Genomic DNA, 15,898 nt, shown 5'->3' with positions numbered 1-15,898 from the left:
CGGAATGCTTCATGTGGCTGATGGCAAAGATCGCCGCAGTAATCATGACGTTTTCACAAAAAGATTCCATATTGGGTTCGCAGTACCATGCTTCATCGTCCATGAACATAATTTGTCTTTTGACCGCTGATAACGCAAAGGGATCTTTTTTTCTCATCCGATAGACGATATTTCCGTCCGAAACATGGATTTCGTCAATCGGCAAGTAGCGGTCTTTCTTTTTCGAATTTCCGTCGGTCGTCAGCAGTGGATCGTTGCCGGCAGTACGATAATATATGCGCAATTCGGCTGGCAATGAAATTCCTAACCTTTCTTCCGCGTCTTCGATTTGTTCTTCCGTGCAGCCAAGAGAAATATCATTGCCATGAACGATGTAGCTTAAGGTTTTCAACCATTGTTCCATATTCCGGATTTCTTCGTCGGATGCTCCGTGATTTTGAACCAATTTCGGAGCTTTGCCGCCCTTGCCTTCATTCAATACTTCGGATGAATAGTACGTGCCGTAAAATTCCTTTTTGCCGCAATTATCTACTGTATATGTACCGGTTAGCTTAACAGCTTCCATGCAGATTCCTCCTCGCTATAGCCTGGTCTCCATCTCGTATTCCTTTATACGCTGGTAAAACGTGGGCTTGGTCGTATTGGATTATTTCCACACTAAAAAAGGAACTATTCTATCCAGCGTCTCCCTCCAGTGGGGCATTGCTGTTCTCCATTATTCAACATGGCAGTAACACTATCCTCCCTGCCTTTTAGCTGAAAAGGGCTTTATGGCGCTTTTCTAATCAGGAAGGACTACAATCTCAGAGGCTCTACAAATCCTTTCTATCAACAACCGCACTAACATCCCCCTCTCCCGCTATACCCACGACAAAAATTTTTTGCCGTCACCTTATGGTAGGGTTCACCGTAACATCAAATACGGCGAAATCGAAAGGCACCCATTTAGGTACCCATCACAGTTTGGAGGGAATATGATTCTCGCTCTCGACAAGCAGCTGGAACGCAAGCTCTTTATCATGAGTATTCAATATCGATTGAGATTGATGTTTGCGCGATCACGCAAATATCATGCGGCAGATACGGATTTGCCGTGGATTCCTATTTGATATATTAATATTGCTCAACATGGAAGCGGGCTACGAAACAGCCAACGCTTATACATTTCGAGGGGGAGAAATAGATGACAACCATAGTTCGCAAAGGGTTCAAACCTGCTGTCCTTGCTACTGCAATCCTCATTGGATTGACTGCAATGACGCCCGGCATACCGGTATATGCCACACAAGATCACAGCGCATCGGCGCAGAAAACAGCCACCGCTTCGAGCGAGGCCATTCCAATCACAACCGAATCGGTAGAGAGATTTGCGGATTCTTATTTCTCGCGTCCCGATGTCAAGAAGCGGCTCAAAGGCGCACTCTTTCTTGTCGTCAAAGATGATAAGGTACTGCTCAATAAAGGATACGGATATGCCGATGTGGCCGCCAAGAAGCCTATTGACCCCGATAAGACTGTATTCAGAATGGCGTCAATATCCAAAGTTTTCACAGCAACGGCAGTCATGCAGCTCGTTGAGCAAGGCAAAATCGATCTGGAACATGACATATCCAAATATATGGCGGGCATCACCATCCCTAATAAAACAGGCTTCCCGCTTAAGATGAAACATCTGATGACCCATACAACCGGGTATAACTACACAGATGGTTCCGAAGCAGCAAGCAGCACATCTCTTGATCGCTATGTAAAAGAAAACATACCGACTGTCATTCGCAAACCTGGAGAGGCCTACCGTTATGACAATATAGCTTTCGTACAACAGGGGTATATCGTACAAAATGTATCGAAGCTCCCGTTTGAAAGCTACATGAAAGAGCACATATTTAAACCGCTCGGTATGAATAGTTCCGATTTTACAATGAGTGCCGATGTCAAAGCAAATCTCGCCAAAGGCTATGATCCTGAAGGCAACGAGATTGCTCTCTACGATAATACCCCCTATATTGACCCAACCGGAGGATTATTCTCAACCGGAAGCGATATGGCCAAGTACATAACTGCGATGTTAAATGGAGGCAAGCTCGGGGACAATCGAATATTGAAGGAACAAACGACCCGGACCATGGAGTCCTTTCAATACGGCATTCATTCGAAACTGCCTGTAATGTCATATGGGTTCGAATCTTTCCTTAAGCACCTTCACAATGGAGAGGTTGTCATCGGGAAAGGCGGGGATCTTGCTGGAGCTCATTCCTGGATGTGGATGCTGCCCGAGCACAAAGTAGGCGCGTTGGTTATCGTGAACGGCGAGATGATCGATCCGAGAATCGAACTGTTCGCCGCCTTCATGCAGCAGTTTTATCCCGATCAACGCTCTGCCGCAACGGCTCAACTTAAGCCGGCACAGAAATCGTTGACTCGATTTGAAGGTACATACCGAAACCTGCGGAATCCGATGGCGATCTCGAGTATTACGGCAGGTAAGGACGGTACAATTACGGTAAAAGATCAGATGGGTACTCATAAGCTGAAACAGCTAGAATCTTTATTGTTTCAAGACGAGGACGGCATGACAGCGGGCTTTAAAGAGGATAGCAACGGGGAGATCAACTACTTCTATTACAACGCCCCGGACAGTTTTTTCGAGAAATTGCCAAACCCTAAGCAATACCGTGACGTACCTAAAAATCATCCGTATGCCTCTTCTATTTATCTGTTAAGAAAACTTCAAAATGTAAGCGATGACGGCCCAAACACATTCAGACCTAAAAAAGCTGTAACCCGGGCGGAATTCATTCAAATGCTGGTGCAGATTGGCGGATTTCAATTAAGCAAGCAGCCTGTTCGATTCACCGATTCGGTGGGCCATCCGCTTGCACCGGAAATTCAGACAGCCGTTGAGCATTTAGGTGTCGCAGGATTACAGGACGGTCGTTTTGAACCGAATCGAGCGATAACGAGGCAGGAAGCTGCTTTATTAGCATGGAGATTTGCGCAGACGTATGGAACGGACCAACCGCAAAAAGCAAAGCTGCGTGGCAAACAACCATCATCTTGGGCCCGGGATGCCGTACAATTTGTTGCTGCCGCAAAACTGTTTGGTCCTGAAGTAAAGATTGGGGCGAATGGAGCGATAAATTATGAACCTATGCGCCCAATGCTTCGCCAAGAAGCCGCTGCGTTGTTAGCCAGGCTTGCCGTACCGTCGGGATCATAAGAATGGCGTGCTCCACAGCCCAAATCCGTGCTTGAGGATTTGAACGCATCACGAAGCACAAAGAGGGAAAAAATTAAACGGGTAAAGGGACGAATACTAACCCCTTACCCGTTTAATTAGTATCACATAAACCTCAGACATGCCGCCACTGCCCGGTTAGGTCATTTCAATTTCGGGATTATCCACATGGCGTATAGGGCGGTGTTGCCACAAAGGCAAGTTCCGCAGGGAGATCGTCCACCTTGATGAGATAGGGGAACAGAACGCCCGGGTGTTCCCACCATACATCAAAAATCCGATTTTGTTCGGTTAATGTCCGGGTATCATCCTCTTCAAACACGCCGTAACGATTAGTATACAGGCCCTCGATATTAAAAAGTAGGCAAACAATGCTTATAACCATTTAGCTACCAAGCAAAAGGCTCGCATCGGATTTAATCCCGACACGAGCCTATCACTATTTTTCTTTTTTATACACGATCTTCCTGATGCTATCTTCAGATAGGCAATACGAGTCCGTAAGCTGATCAATACTATGGCCCATTCGGAATAATTGTCTTATCTCTAGATTTCGCTTCTGCAGATACTCTCTCTGCCCCGAAATCTGCCCCCACTTTCTTCTGCTCCCTTCCGGAGAAGGAACATAGAGCACACTGCCGTGTACATACTTTTGAATTTCATGGAGTAAATACTCGGGTAAAATCTCACTCGCTGATACATATTTCATTGGCTTCGCCCCTTCATCTGAATAGAGATGGCCAGGTTGCAAAGCCCATATGACAAACCTACTCTTCACGGAACTTGTTCGGTTAGGTAATACTGCTCCATGCAGATAACCGCTTTCGTTTGTCACTTAGACTTTGCATGGAGCGAATACTAAAACTTTGCATCGAGAATATTTTCAAACGCATTAGGTCTTGAGAACTTGTCATTACGACTTCCTCTCTTTCAATAACAATTGTCTTGCTATAGTTGTTTCTGTATGATGCAGGTAAATTCCTTGTTGTTTTACAACTTCGCCCTACTTATGATACGGTTCACCGTGCTGTCTGTAACGGCAAGTTTTAAGAAAAATAGGCCACCCTAACGGATAGCCCCAAAAATTAGGATGCGTTTGCCTGAATTAAATAGTAGAACCCTGTCGTCTTTATTCCCTTTTCACTTGAGTGTTTATCAAATTGTGAAACGATCCAATTGTAACATTCGTGTATAACAAATTTTCTAAATCCGTCACTTTGCCCAAAGCAAACCATTTCAAGCACATCTTCAGGAGTTGGGATCCAAACGGTTTCTTTCAAGACAGACATTTCAATGTTAGTTAGACCACTTGTTTCTAACCTCTCTTGAATCTTATCAAGTATCGGGGTACCTACTGAAAGAGGTCCGAATAATCCCGGAAAATATGTCCCAAGCTCTGCTCCTTTGCCATTGGCGTCACCGGGATGAAACAATAGAAGAGTTCCACCGGGCCGAACAACTCTGTTTCCTTCCTCATACCAGCTTGTCGGCCCCTTCTTGGTGTAGGCTATATCAAAATAATCATCAGGAAAAGGCAATCCGTCGTGAGTGCGCCCTAATTCGTACCGGACATTTGATTTCCGATTTCGATTAGCTGTTTCAATAAACCCCTCAGTCATGTCATAACCGACAATTTCTTCCGCCATGTCTGCCCATTGCACGGTGTACTCTCCATGGCCGCAGCCAACTTCCAGTACCTTTCCATGTAACAAAGAAGAAAGTTTTTCAGTCAAGATGTTTTCTGCTGTTTGCCCTTCAAAAATACTATTCCAAGTGTATTCATATTTTCCCGTCTGGGCTGCTAATTGGTTGCACCAATCTAAAGTCTGCTCTTTAAGATACTCTGGATGCTTTGTCAGTTCAGGAAACATTTATTCAAACACCTCCAACGTATGATTAGCCGGTCAGCATAGTTAAAAATCAGAAAATCCTAACCAAAGTATAGACTTATAAAATTCATGGATTTATAACATTATTATAGGAAATCGGGATAGGTACCTTCCGCTTAAAATCACCAAAAATACCCAAACGGAACTATTGCAGTGTCGTTTTTTTGTTCATCAAAACTCGTATTAAGTGAACTTTTATACATATATCATAGTTGTTACTAACACAAAGCCCCCTTTCAGAGGGTCATTTTCATTTTCAGGAGGGATATATAAATCCTTTGTGAATAGCCTTCAAAAATCACTTTGTTTGATTACCGCATCCATGAACTAGGTTAGTGTACCTCCAGCTAGATGCCCCCAAGCAGAGCATCAAGTTGCTCCCAACGTTCCGCAGTGTGAATCATTTCTTCGGCAAAACGGACAGGGACCACGCTGGACGATTCGAGCGACGGCTGGATCCACCAAAACGATTCGATACACCAGACGTACTTGATTGCCCTCAAAAGCGAGCCCGGCGGCAGCGGCCGCATACTACGGTAGCCTTCAGTGAAAGCGACCACCGCATCCTTGCGGAACCCGCACTCGCTGAGCGTGCCGGAAAGGACAGCCCGTCCGAGGTCCATCGCAGGAAACGAGTAGCGTGCTCGGTCGAAATCAACGATAGCTGCCAAAGAGTCTCCTTCGAAAAGCAGGTTGTCTGCCCACAGATCGAGATGTGCCCAGCCCGCAGTCAGAGGCGTAAATTCATCATCTCCAAGTGAATCAATAGTCGCTTTCTGTAATTGCATTGCGTTCCGGACACGCTCGGACGAGTCACGAGCCGCATCCCAACTTACCTCCCAGGTGTGCTCCATCTCCTCGCGAGACAACCTCCAGACCGGTTCCTCCGGCGGCACTGCTGCTCCGAATCCTGATGCCTCCGCTAAATCCCATACAGCATGCATATCCGCAGCAGCTCGCCCGAGTGAGTGCATCCTATGTTCATCGATCATGCCAGCGGGCACCATAGCGCCTGGACAGCACGTCATGACGGTCATATACCTTCCGCACGGTAAAATGTGCATGCAGCGCCCTTCCAGCGTCAACGGCCCAGGACACGGTCCTCCCGACTGATAAAAAAGAAGCTGCAGTTGCAGCGCATTTTCAATCTTGCCTCGAAACTCCGGATCATGCATCTTAAACCGCTTGGGGTGATAGCTTTTGACGAACAGCCACCCCTTGTTCGTCTCGACGATCCACTTCTCGTTCTTTAGCCCACGCCTTACACGCTTGGTAGACAGCAACTCAACCGAAAAATGCTTTTTCAGCCAACTTGCGATTTCGTCCACTAATTGCTTCTCAGTCGTTGACGGCATTTAAAGCCAACCTTTCTAATCGATATTGAGCGTAAATGAGCTTTAGTTCTTTAAATTCCATGCATCTTAAGCAATTCCTCCCAATCACTCACCAATAACTTGCCGCTACTTGTGATACGGTTCAGCTTACCGGGTTTTTTCGGCGAAAATTACGAAAGGAGCTTGCCGCGGCGCGACAGCCCCTAGAAAATGAACAGGTTCCTTACAACATTTTCTAACAAAAATTTTTCGTCCATGTTACAATGAAAGGATATGAATGGGAGAAGTCCTGTTCATTTATCTGTTTTATACATAAAACCACACCATGGAGGAGCCCAACGATGAAAAAGAAGTGTTTATCCCTACTCATGGCCATTTCAATGATCCTGCCAGTCAGCGTATCCGTATATGCTGATGAAACAAAGCCGCCAGCGACAAGAGGAGAGATCGTTAATACCTTGTTGACAGCAGCCGACGCTTATACATCCGGAATTAATAAAGAAGCCGTTATGCAAGGCTACAAAGATGGACAATTGCGAGAGAAGGAGCCGGCTAAGAAGATTGAAGCATTAGTCATGTTGAGCAGGGCATTCGGCGAATTGCCGATGCCTGTCGGAAACGATCTGCGCAGTGGGACATTTGGCGTCGAGTTCACCGATGTACCTGCTTGGGCTAAGGGAGATATCAAAAAGCTGGCCAAAGCAGGCGTGCTGACGGGCAAACCTGACGGCACATTAGGCGTAAACGACAATATGACGATCACTGAGTTCCAGACCATTATCGCCAGAGTGTGGGCGCTTGAAGGCTCCCATTTAAATGACGATTTTTATGAAGCAATCAATAAACAATGGTTAAACAAGTCGACAATTCCGGCAGGAGAAATCATAGGTGGCGGATTTCCGGAGCTGCACAAACAAAATAACGATAAAATAGCAAAAATAATTGATGAACTGATTGGCAAACAATACGCAGAAGGAACAAAAGAAAAGAAGCTTGCCGACTTCTATGCGACGGCGTTGGATACCGAAAATAGAAATAAACAAGGGGTTCAGCCCATTCAAAAATATTTAACGGCAATTGACGGGGCGAAAACTTTTGACGGGCTTGTTCAAGCGGATCTTGCCATGGAGAAAGAACTAGGTCTGAGCATGCTATTCCGCTTTACAATCATGGGCGATGCCAAGAACAGTAGTAAAAATGCTTTGTATTACACTGGATTTACCACGGGTCTGGATAAAAACAGCTTCGTCACGGAAGACGCGAAAGCGAAAGAAACCTATTGTCAATATTTAACCAAAATTCTCGTGCTGACGGGTGAAGAAGAGTCTGCAGCAAAAGCTCGCGCCGAGAAGGTTTATGAAATGGAGAAAAGCTTAGCTTCCGTGTCGCTTGAACCTCATGAACAAGGTGACGTCAATAAATACTATAATCCGTATACGGTCGAACAATTCGACGACCTATTTAAAGAAGTAGATATTAAACAGGCCTTGAAATCGATGAAAGTCGACAATACCGATAAAGTGATCGTATCCGATGTGAAACTGGCGCAAAAAGGTGCGGAGTTCTTGACTGAATCTAATCTTGAAGTGCTTAAAGCTTACTCCAAAGTACAACTGCTTATGGCAACAGGCGATTTGTTGTCGGATGAGTTTAGAAACGCCACAAACGACTTTTCCGCAACACTATACGGCGTTTCAGGGAAAAAAACCGACCAGGAAATTGCAGTATCCATGACAAAGAGCACGATGAGCGGATATTTGGAGCAAATGTTTGCCGAGAAACATTTTTCGCCGGAAGCTAAAAAAGATGTTGAGCAAATGGTAAAGAAATTAATCACTACGTATGAGAAAAGAATAAAATCACTTGATTGGATGTCAGAAGCAACAAAAGCTAAAGCGATTAAGAAGCTGGATACGATGATTGTTAAGATCGGATATCCGGATAAGTGGGATACGACATTAGACAAAATAGCTATCAAGACGTACGACAAAGGTGGTTCGCTGTTCTCTAATACGTTCGCAGTAACCACAGCATCCATTGATAAGTTGAAAGCAAAGCTGGGAAAACCGGTGGATCGAACGGAATGGGGAACCAGCGTTTATACAGTAAATGCTTTCTACAATGCGCTTAATAACGATATTACGTTGCCTGCCGGTATTCTCCAAGCGCCTTTCTATGACGTTAACGCTAAACCTGAAGAAAACTTTGGAGCCATTGGCATGATCATCGGTCATGAGATCAGCCATGCATTTGATAACAACGGATCGGCATACGACGAGAATGGCAATGCAAATAACTGGTGGACGGAAGAGGACTTTAAGAAGTTCAATGAGAAAAACCAGGAACTGATTAAATTCTATAATGGAATTGAGATTGTTCCGGGTGTGGTGAACGACGGTCTGCTTACACTAAGCGAGAACGTCGCCGATTTAGGTGGAATGGCCGCTTCACTGCAAGTTGTATCCGAAATGAGCAATCCGGATTATAAAGCGTATTTCGAAAGCAATGCAAAAATGTGGAAATCCACAACCACAAAAGAATTTGCAGCGACTCTAAGCACAAACGATGTGCATTCAGCCAATAAAATTCGAGTCAACCGCACGATTGTGAACTTCCCGGAATTCTACGAAACCTATGGAATTAAGCCTGGGGATGGCATGTTTGTCGCTCCGGAGGATCGTGTCTCGCTCTGGTAAAGGATAATTAGCGCCAGTTGAAAAACCTGATTCTAGGTGTTTTCGCTGGCGCTTTTTTGCGCTTGATTTTGATCATTAAAAAAGAGGAGTTGATATTGTGGTACGTATTCTTGATAACAGCTCGAACAAGAGAAGAAGCATCCTTTTTCCATCGAACCCAAACCAACCAACAACTTCAAAGTTCCCCAACTCAGGTTAGATTGTCTTCAAGTAATCAGACAGTGGCTGTTGGTTCCAGATTTGAGCTTCGATATATTCAATATAGGGGCCCATGCCTTCCCAAAGCGCCGTTCTCCCCTTATCTTCCGGCACACCGTAAATATGCTCCAGCCTATCCAAGTCGGAGAGGGTAAAGATTTTACCGTGATACTGGGATTGATAATGAGCAGATTCCTTGTCCATTCCAAGCCAGCAGGTAACCATACTATCCGGATACGTGAAGCTAATATCTCCGTGCGAAAAAATTGTAAGTGGAACACGCAGGCTGCTTAATTCAAAGAAGGACAAGTTTTCTTCCATCCAATGAGAGTAGCCGAGTACTGCATAGAGTGGATAGTTTTCCTTGGGTTCTCCTCCCTTTGCTATAAATTCATTCTTCACCCATTGTTCAACCTGTCTTCTGTTATTCATATATTGAGCCGGCTCCTTGAATCTATCAGCTAATGGGTTATCCTCATACAGAGATTCCATAACGGCAATCGCTTCTGCATCGCATAATGCGGATAAGCTGCGGAACGGCGGGTCACCTTGTCTGTAATAATGCGTCAGATATGTAATCATGATTGTTCCTCCTTAATGACTACTCCCAGCCTTGTGCACTATGCTTCAGTACATGATACATTTCCTCCAGCATGACTATCGCCTCGTCAATGGTCAGTTCGTGCGAATTCATATGGATCATGACCCCAATTCCGAGCCAATACGCCGAAAGCTTCTTAAACAGTTCCCGAGCCTTGGTTGTGTTCATCGCACATAACTGTGGGTCGAGCTGTAAGAACGCATTATAGATCTCCTCCGAAATGATGTCATTATTGTTCCTGGTGTAGTCACTGCTGTAATCGGACAAAAACAATAAACGAAAAAGCTGCTTTTCGGATTGAGCAAAAAGCAAACAACCAACCGCCAAGTTCATAGCAGGCTCATTCTTTTCATTGTTGTAGCTTTTGATCCCTACTAAAGCGTAATCGACAGCACGTCTGAAAACATCCTCTTTAACCACTTCCATGCTCCTGTACAATCGGTATACCGGTTGAGTAGAGCATTTCAGTTTTAGAGCGATATTTCTGGCTGTCAGTATCTCGAATCCCTCTTGTCTGGTCAACTCAAACGCTGCATTGGAAACCTGTTCTTTAGTGACCTCTGCTTTTGGAGGCATTTTTTCCAACTCCCCATACAATAAGTATATAAAATAACGTTTGTTATGTAACATACGTTATTATTGTTTCAGCAAAATGTCAATATGATCTTTTGTTTTCTTATTCCGGCTAAAACAGCAACAGATCAGTTTCTTACGGTAAGTATACAGAAGTTTTGGTATCTTATTGTTTCGTACAACAAACAAACTCGAAAAAGCCTGTTTACGCAACCTTTTACATGGAACGTGATCCAATTTTAGTCCATGGTTGGCATGATGTAAATACAGGCTCGTGCGAGTTTATCTCCAAAAAACTTGCCGCTACTTATGATACGGTTCACCATATCATCTATAAAGCGAACTTAACTCCTATCAAAAGAACTCGTCCATAAGGTAATAATTACCCATATTATTATTGTTTTTCGGAAATCGCCTCAAAATGCTTGACTATCAACCTTGTTTACAGTTGGAATATCACCGAAAAAGGTCGACATCAACACAATTGGAGTCTTCTGAGCTATTCAAGTTTGACTAAATGCAGTGTTTCTATCTGACTGTAGCAGTAAATAAGTGCATCACAAAGAGATCGAGCTAACCTTTGATGAGAAGATTGAGGAATACTTCCAAACTATTGCCCCTTCCGCTAATGAAGCAGAGGGGGCTTTTTGTGTTCCTAGCAAAATAGTTCGTAGTAAGTAGAAGATTATGATAGCAATCTAATTTTTTATATCGTATGATTCTTCACATACAATAAGATTTTGCAATAATAAGCTTCATAATATATATCTTATTACACTTTTGGGGAATAAGGCGTACTGCGGATTATTTATTTTCCGTACGGGAGTTTTTTCGGGATGGAGAGACTATGAAAAAAAATATTGTCTTTATGATTGTATTACTTATACTGTTCACCGGATTCGCAACACCAAGTTATGCATTATCAGATTCGCAATCTGATTCAATACAAACATTGTTGGATGATGCAAGCCGTATATCAGGTGTACCGGGAATGTCAATCTCAATACTTGCGAACAATGAAGTGCTCTACTTTTCTTCCGGGTACGCAGATCGTGAAAAGGGACTGTCGGCAAGTGAAAATACTCTATATGAGCTGGCTTCGGTAAGTAAAGCTTTTACAGGCATGGGTATTCTGCTGATGGAAGAACAAGGACTGCTGTCAATGTCAGACTCTATCCAGAAATATTTGCCTTGGTTTACGTTAAAGTATCAGGGGAAACACGTTGATATGCAAAGTATGACACTCAATAACTTTTTACACCATACTAGCGGCTTAACAAATGGCAGTCACAGTCAAAACATTCCACAAGGCAATACGCCGGATATGTTGCAAAAAACCGTAGAAATGCTCGTAGATTCTGAATTGTCGTTCTATCCTGGTGAGCAGTATAATTACGGAACTGTTAATTATGACGTATTAGGTCTGGTTATTGAGATGGTGTCGGGACAAAGCTATGAAGACTTTATGAGGGAACAGGTATTTCAGCCGTTGGGTCTTCACCAGACGTATGTTTATAAAGAAGATGCTCAAGCCACCGGACTGTTGGCACAGGGCTACCGTTCTTCCTTTTTTATGACAACTCCATATAACGCGCCGGATTATTCCGGGAATAAACCCGCAGGCTACATCATTTCTTGTACAAAAGATATGGCGCGTTGGATGGGCATACAGATGGGTATTGTGCAGGACATACCCGAAATATTCCATACAGTTATCGAAAAATCACATCAGGGTGATAGGTCTGTTCCGGCTGTCAACGAAATGTATTATGCGGCGGGCTGGTCGGTAAACGCCAACCAAACGATGATAGAGCACCCAGGGGGCAATCCCAGTTTCGGAACCGAAGTGGTCATACTGCCAAATGAACGAACAGCCATCTGCTTGCTGGCCAACGGCGCAAATATCAATAGAAGCATGGTACTAAAAGTTAAAGATATATTAGACGGCAATCTGACGCAGTCATATGGAATAAGCGGCTCACAGCTTTTGGACATCATTTTGTCGTCTACCACAATTCTTCTTTGCCTATTGGCTGTTCTGTTCTTTCTCTTAGGATTACGCAGAAGGAAAACGAATGAGCGGCAGCCAATGACAAAAAAGCGAATAATCGTAACAGCTATTTTGCTGATTGCTACGATTGTCCAGTGTATAATATGCTATGCATTAGATTGGTCAACGATACTTATTTGGCAAACATATAGTGTTCTTACAGCTTTGATTTCGTCGGCATTATTAACAGCAAGCATTGCATGGTTTGTATACACTCACCGATATAATGCCTCGCCCCGAAAATAAGCATTTTATACCTTCGCCTTATTGAAAAAACGCGAAGATTTCTTTTAATGAGAGAACAATATCAGCAAAAAGGAAGTGCCAGGCACCCCCTATTTTTCGCCCTACTTATGATAAGGTTCCCCCCGATTAATCTTCACCGCGCGATAAATCTGCTCCACCAGCACCAGGCGCATCAACTGGTGCGGCAGGGTCATGCGCCCGAAGCTCAGCCGCTGCTGCGCGCGGCGCACCACCTCATCGGCGAGCCCGTGGCTCCCGCCGATGACAAACGCGACATGGCTCGTCCCGTACGTGCCGAGCCTGTCGATTTCGGCGGCCAGCTCTTCCGAGCTCCAGAGCCGGCCGCCGATGTCGAGCGCGATCACGTGCGCGCTCTCCTTGATCTGCGCGAGGATGCGTTCGCCCTCGCGCAACTTCACGATCGACACCTCCGCTTCGCTCAAGGTGTCGGGGGCTTTCTCGTCGGCGACCTCGATCACCTGAAACTTTACGTAAGGAGCCAGGCGCTTCGCGTATTCCTGGATACCCTGCACCAAATACTTCTCCTTCAGCTTGCCTACCCCGATAATTTGAATCAACATAGATGAAACTCCCTTACAGTTATATTGAATTAAAACAAAAAGAGCGCTTATCACGCTCTCCTTCGCTCTTATCTATGCTTGCTTCTATACGTTACACGATCAAATATTCCGCATGCTTCTCGCACTCCGCGCACTTCACCGGTGGGTCCCAGTCCGAAAACTCCGTCTCCTTCAGATCGACAACATCCGGCGCGTCCTCATACTCATCCACGAAATTCTCGATGGCCAGTTCCACATGTTCCTTGCATACGACGTACATCTTAAGCATCCCTTTCTGTCTTTCACATGTCTTTCCTATCCTGATCGCGTCCACTTCTGTATGGCTACAGTATGGCCACTCTTCTGTTCTACCACACTCCGTGAGAAAAAGAAACGCTTTTTGTCGAAGGCCCAGATTCAGGATGTCCGGCAGACGGCCCGCGCGCTCAAGGAACATAACGCAAACGACAGGCCATGACCAACATGGAAGTAGATCCGACTGCGTCGTCCTTCTTATGACATAGCGTTTCTGCCGAAAATACAAGCCAGGCACTAAATGAAAACTTAACATTCAAAAAAAGGGCGTTCCCACGCCCTTTTTAAAATACGTTACCGTCCTTATTCTCCCGGCTTTTCTTCCAGATCAACCTTCAAGCTCTGCTCCTTGCCGCCGCGATAAAACGTGACGTTCAGGCTGTCTCCGATCTTCGCCTCATAGTACAGGTACTTCCGCAGCTCCAGCGTCGTTTTAATCGGCTTGCCGTTAAACTTCGTAATGACGTCGTTCAGCTTCAGCCCCGCATCCTTTGCGGGTCCCAGCGCATCCAGGACCACAACGCCTTCGGTTACGTCCTTCGGCAGCTTCAGGTCCTTTAAATCCTGCTTGCTGAGCGGCGCATACGGATTGCCTAAATCAACCGTATAGACGCCAAGGTATGGACGAGCGATCTTACCGCTGAGCATCAACTCTTTTACGATCCCGGTCACATCATTCATCGGAATCGCAAAACCCAGCCTTCCACGCCGGTGTCGGCGATTTTCATCGTGTTGATGCCGATGACCCGTCCGTTCAAATCCACCAGGCGCCGCCGCTGTTGCCTTCATTGATGGCAGCATCCGTTTGAATGACCTCGGTCTCCCAGTCGTAGATTCCATCCTGATTCAGCGACACCGGAATGACCCGGTTCGGGTAGCTGATAATACCTGAAGTCAGCGTATCCCCAAGCCCGAGCGGATTGCCGATCGCAATCACCGTCTCACCGAGACGAAGCTTCGAGGAATCGCCCATCTCGGCAACCTCGCCGATTCCTTTGCTGTCGATCGACAGGACGGCGAGATCGCTTACGCGGTCCGTGCCGACGAGCGTTGCCGGCTTGGTTTCCCCGTTCACCGTCACCACCTCGAGCTTATCCGCTCCGTCGATGACGTGGTTGTTCGTAATCACATAGGCTCTGCCTTCGATTTTCTTGAAAATCACGCCCGATCCCAGCTTGGATTCATCCAATCCCGGAACGGGATCGTTTCCAAACTCCCCGCCGAAATCAAACTGATCGCCGAGATCGAAATCCTCGCCCAAGTCAAAATCTTCAGGAAGCTCCTCTACGGGCCCTTCGTCCTCGGGCTGGATCTCTTCTTCCGGCAGCTCCTCCTGATTCTGTTCCTCGGGAGCGATCTCCTCCGGCTCTTTATGGGTTACAATGCTGACCACTGCGGGGCGAACCTTGGCGGCCGCATTCACCAAACGCTCATAGGGATCTCCGTCCGTCTGCGAAACGGGATGCCCGTTCAGTATAGCCAAATTCGACGAATTGGACGGATGTCCCGTCAGCAAGCTGAATAACAGAACCGCAATAAGCGCGCTGCAGACCGAGCTGATCGCCGAAATCTGGAACGTCGACAGGCCTCTGCGGCGGCGGCTCGCGCGCCATTTGGCGCGTGCAGGATGGTCCTCGCTGGCTTTTTTGCTGCGTCTGGATATCTTCGTCGAATAAAAATCATCATCAAACAATCCCATTGCGATCCCTCTCCCCTTCGTCGCTATCTACGCAAAACGCCCTACCGTCACGTTAACCCTGTCCTTTTCGACCAAACATCTTGCGAATATAACGACCGTTGCCCCCAGGACCCTTTATCTGTAATATGCAGGCCCTGTCACCGGTCTTAAGGCTATAACCGGATGTTCATTGGTAATAAACATGCTATATAGTATTAAACTATTTTCCAGGCAAAAAAGTTGCATGAAAACAATGGTTATACTTACGAATTAGTCCCTTATTTCGTGCCATTTTTTTTCGGATCCATAGGCATCCGTCGAAAAGCTATGTACATCGATTTTTCCCAAGTAAGTCCCCTACCTCTTTATACCACCAAAACCAGGATCATAAGCGCCTCCTGGGCGATTTTGCTTGAAAAAAGAGCTTTTTTACGAAAAAACGGGACTATTTTTCCACAAACGGGACTACAAGAGCAACAAGCTTCTATGAACAGGCATTTCTAGAGCCTACCAGATTCAT

Annotated in this window: 11 protein-coding genes and 1 pseudogene; 3 read left to right on the top strand and 9 right to left on the bottom strand. The window is 45.6% G+C overall.

What is annotated here, in order from left to right:
• Positions 1-565: SMI1/KNR4 family protein (locus XI25_RS07445; RefSeq protein WP_046678044.1), on the bottom strand; the 565-nt coding region annotated here is incomplete at its 3' end.
• 618 nt (positions 566-1,183) lie between these two features.
• Between XI25_RS07445 and XI25_RS07440 the strand changes: the two genes are divergently transcribed.
• Positions 1,184-3,220: a serine hydrolase gene (locus XI25_RS07440; protein WP_052759487.1), complete on the top strand. Its 2,037-nt coding sequence runs from the start codon at positions 1,184-1,186 to the stop codon at positions 3,218-3,220.
• 457 nt (positions 3,221-3,677) lie between these two features.
• On the opposite strand, the gene XI25_RS34285 is transcribed toward XI25_RS07440, so the two are convergent.
• From XI25_RS34285 to XI25_RS07425, 3 genes are all read right to left on the bottom strand, one after another.
• A complete protein-coding gene (locus tag XI25_RS34285; RefSeq protein WP_046678043.1) occupies positions 3,678-3,947 on the bottom strand; it encodes a CD3324 family protein in 270 nt (89 codons plus the stop codon).
• 376 nt (positions 3,948-4,323) lie between these two features.
• Positions 4,324-5,109 (bottom strand): class I SAM-dependent methyltransferase, encoded by a 786-nt coding sequence (locus XI25_RS07430; RefSeq protein ID WP_046678042.1) that lies wholly within the window; start codon positions 5,107-5,109, stop codon positions 4,324-4,326.
• A gap of 365 nt (positions 5,110-5,474) precedes the next feature.
• Positions 5,475-6,482: a phosphotransferase gene (locus XI25_RS07425; RefSeq protein WP_046678041.1), complete on the bottom strand. Its 1,008-nt coding sequence runs from the start codon at positions 6,480-6,482 to the stop codon at positions 5,475-5,477.
• A 320-nt stretch (positions 6,483-6,802) separates the two neighbouring features.
• Here XI25_RS07425 and XI25_RS07420 point away from each other — a divergent pair, with 320 nt between their 5' ends.
• Positions 6,803-9,157 (top strand): M13-type metalloendopeptidase, encoded by a 2,355-nt coding sequence (locus XI25_RS07420; RefSeq protein WP_046678040.1) that lies wholly within the window; start codon positions 6,803-6,805, stop codon positions 9,155-9,157.
• A 195-nt stretch (positions 9,158-9,352) separates the two neighbouring features.
• On the opposite strand, the gene XI25_RS07415 is transcribed toward XI25_RS07420, so the two are convergent.
• Entirely contained in the window at positions 9,353-9,937 is a 585-nt protein-coding gene (locus XI25_RS07415; RefSeq protein WP_046678039.1) for a hypothetical protein, read from the bottom strand.
• Positions 9,938-9,956: 19 nt separating this feature from the next.
• Positions 9,957-10,532 (bottom strand): TetR/AcrR family transcriptional regulator, encoded by a 576-nt coding sequence (locus XI25_RS07410; protein ID WP_046678038.1) that lies wholly within the window; start codon positions 10,530-10,532, stop codon positions 9,957-9,959.
• 844 nt (positions 10,533-11,376) lie between these two features.
• Here XI25_RS07410 and XI25_RS07405 point away from each other — a divergent pair.
• Entirely contained in the window at positions 11,377-12,825 is a 1,449-nt protein-coding gene (locus XI25_RS07405) for a serine hydrolase domain-containing protein (RefSeq protein WP_046678037.1), read from the top strand.
• A gap of 101 nt (positions 12,826-12,926) precedes the next feature.
• Here the strand turns inward: XI25_RS07405 and rlmH are convergent, their stop codons facing one another.
• From rlmH to XI25_RS07395, 3 genes and pseudogenes are all read right to left on the bottom strand, one after another.
• Positions 12,927-13,406, bottom strand: a complete 480-nt coding sequence (rlmH, locus tag XI25_RS07400) for a 23S rRNA (pseudouridine(1915)-N(3))-methyltransferase RlmH (protein ID WP_046678036.1) — start codon at positions 13,404-13,406, stop codon at positions 12,927-12,929.
• Between the two features lie 91 nt (positions 13,407-13,497).
• Complete coding sequence (locus XI25_RS31950) at positions 13,498-13,665, bottom strand: CxxH/CxxC protein (RefSeq protein ID WP_082112252.1); 168 nt, start codon at positions 13,663-13,665, stop codon at positions 13,498-13,500.
• 338 nt (positions 13,666-14,003) lie between these two features.
• Positions 14,004-15,399, bottom strand: a pseudogene (locus XI25_RS07395) (S1C family serine protease).
• Between the last annotated feature and the right edge of the window lie 499 nt (positions 15,400-15,898).

The sequence above is a fragment of the Paenibacillus sp. DMB20 genome (assembly GCF_000987955.1).
Lineage (GTDB): Bacteria > Bacillota > Bacilli > Paenibacillales > Paenibacillaceae > Paenibacillus_AQ.
The sequence above is the reverse complement of the archived record's forward strand: the minus strand, read 5'-3'. Positions and strand labels throughout refer to the sequence as shown.

Bases quoted from the DNA above. Each gene is read 5' to 3' on its own strand.
- XI25_RS07415 (WP_046678039.1), bottom strand. From the start codon at position 9,937: ATGATTACATATCTGACGCATTATTACAGACAAGGTGACCCGCCGTTC.
- XI25_RS07430 (WP_046678042.1), bottom strand. From the start codon at position 5,109: ATGTTTCCTGAACTGACAAAGCATCCAGAGTATCTTAAAGAGCAGACT.
- XI25_RS07410 (WP_046678038.1), bottom strand. From the start codon at position 10,532: ATGCCTCCAAAAGCAGAGGTCACTAAAGAACAGGTTTCCAATGCAGCG.
- XI25_RS07425 (WP_046678041.1), bottom strand. From the start codon at position 6,482: ATGCCGTCAACGACTGAGAAGCAATTAGTGGACGAAATCGCAAGTTGG.
- rlmH (WP_046678036.1), bottom strand. From the start codon at position 13,406: ATGTTGATTCAAATTATCGGGGTAGGCAAGCTGAAGGAGAAGTATTTG.
- XI25_RS34285 (WP_046678043.1), bottom strand. From the start codon at position 3,947: ATGAAATATGTATCAGCGAGTGAGATTTTACCCGAGTATTTACTCCAT.
- XI25_RS07420 (WP_046678040.1), top strand. From the start codon at position 6,803: ATGAAAAAGAAGTGTTTATCCCTACTCATGGCCATTTCAATGATCCTG.
- XI25_RS07440 (WP_052759487.1), top strand. From the start codon at position 1,184: ATGACAACCATAGTTCGCAAAGGGTTCAAACCTGCTGTCCTTGCTACT.
- XI25_RS31950 (WP_082112252.1), bottom strand. From the start codon at position 13,665: ATGTACGTCGTATGCAAGGAACATGTGGAACTGGCCATCGAGAATTTC.
- XI25_RS07405 (WP_046678037.1), top strand. From the start codon at position 11,377: ATGAAAAAAAATATTGTCTTTATGATTGTATTACTTATACTGTTCACC.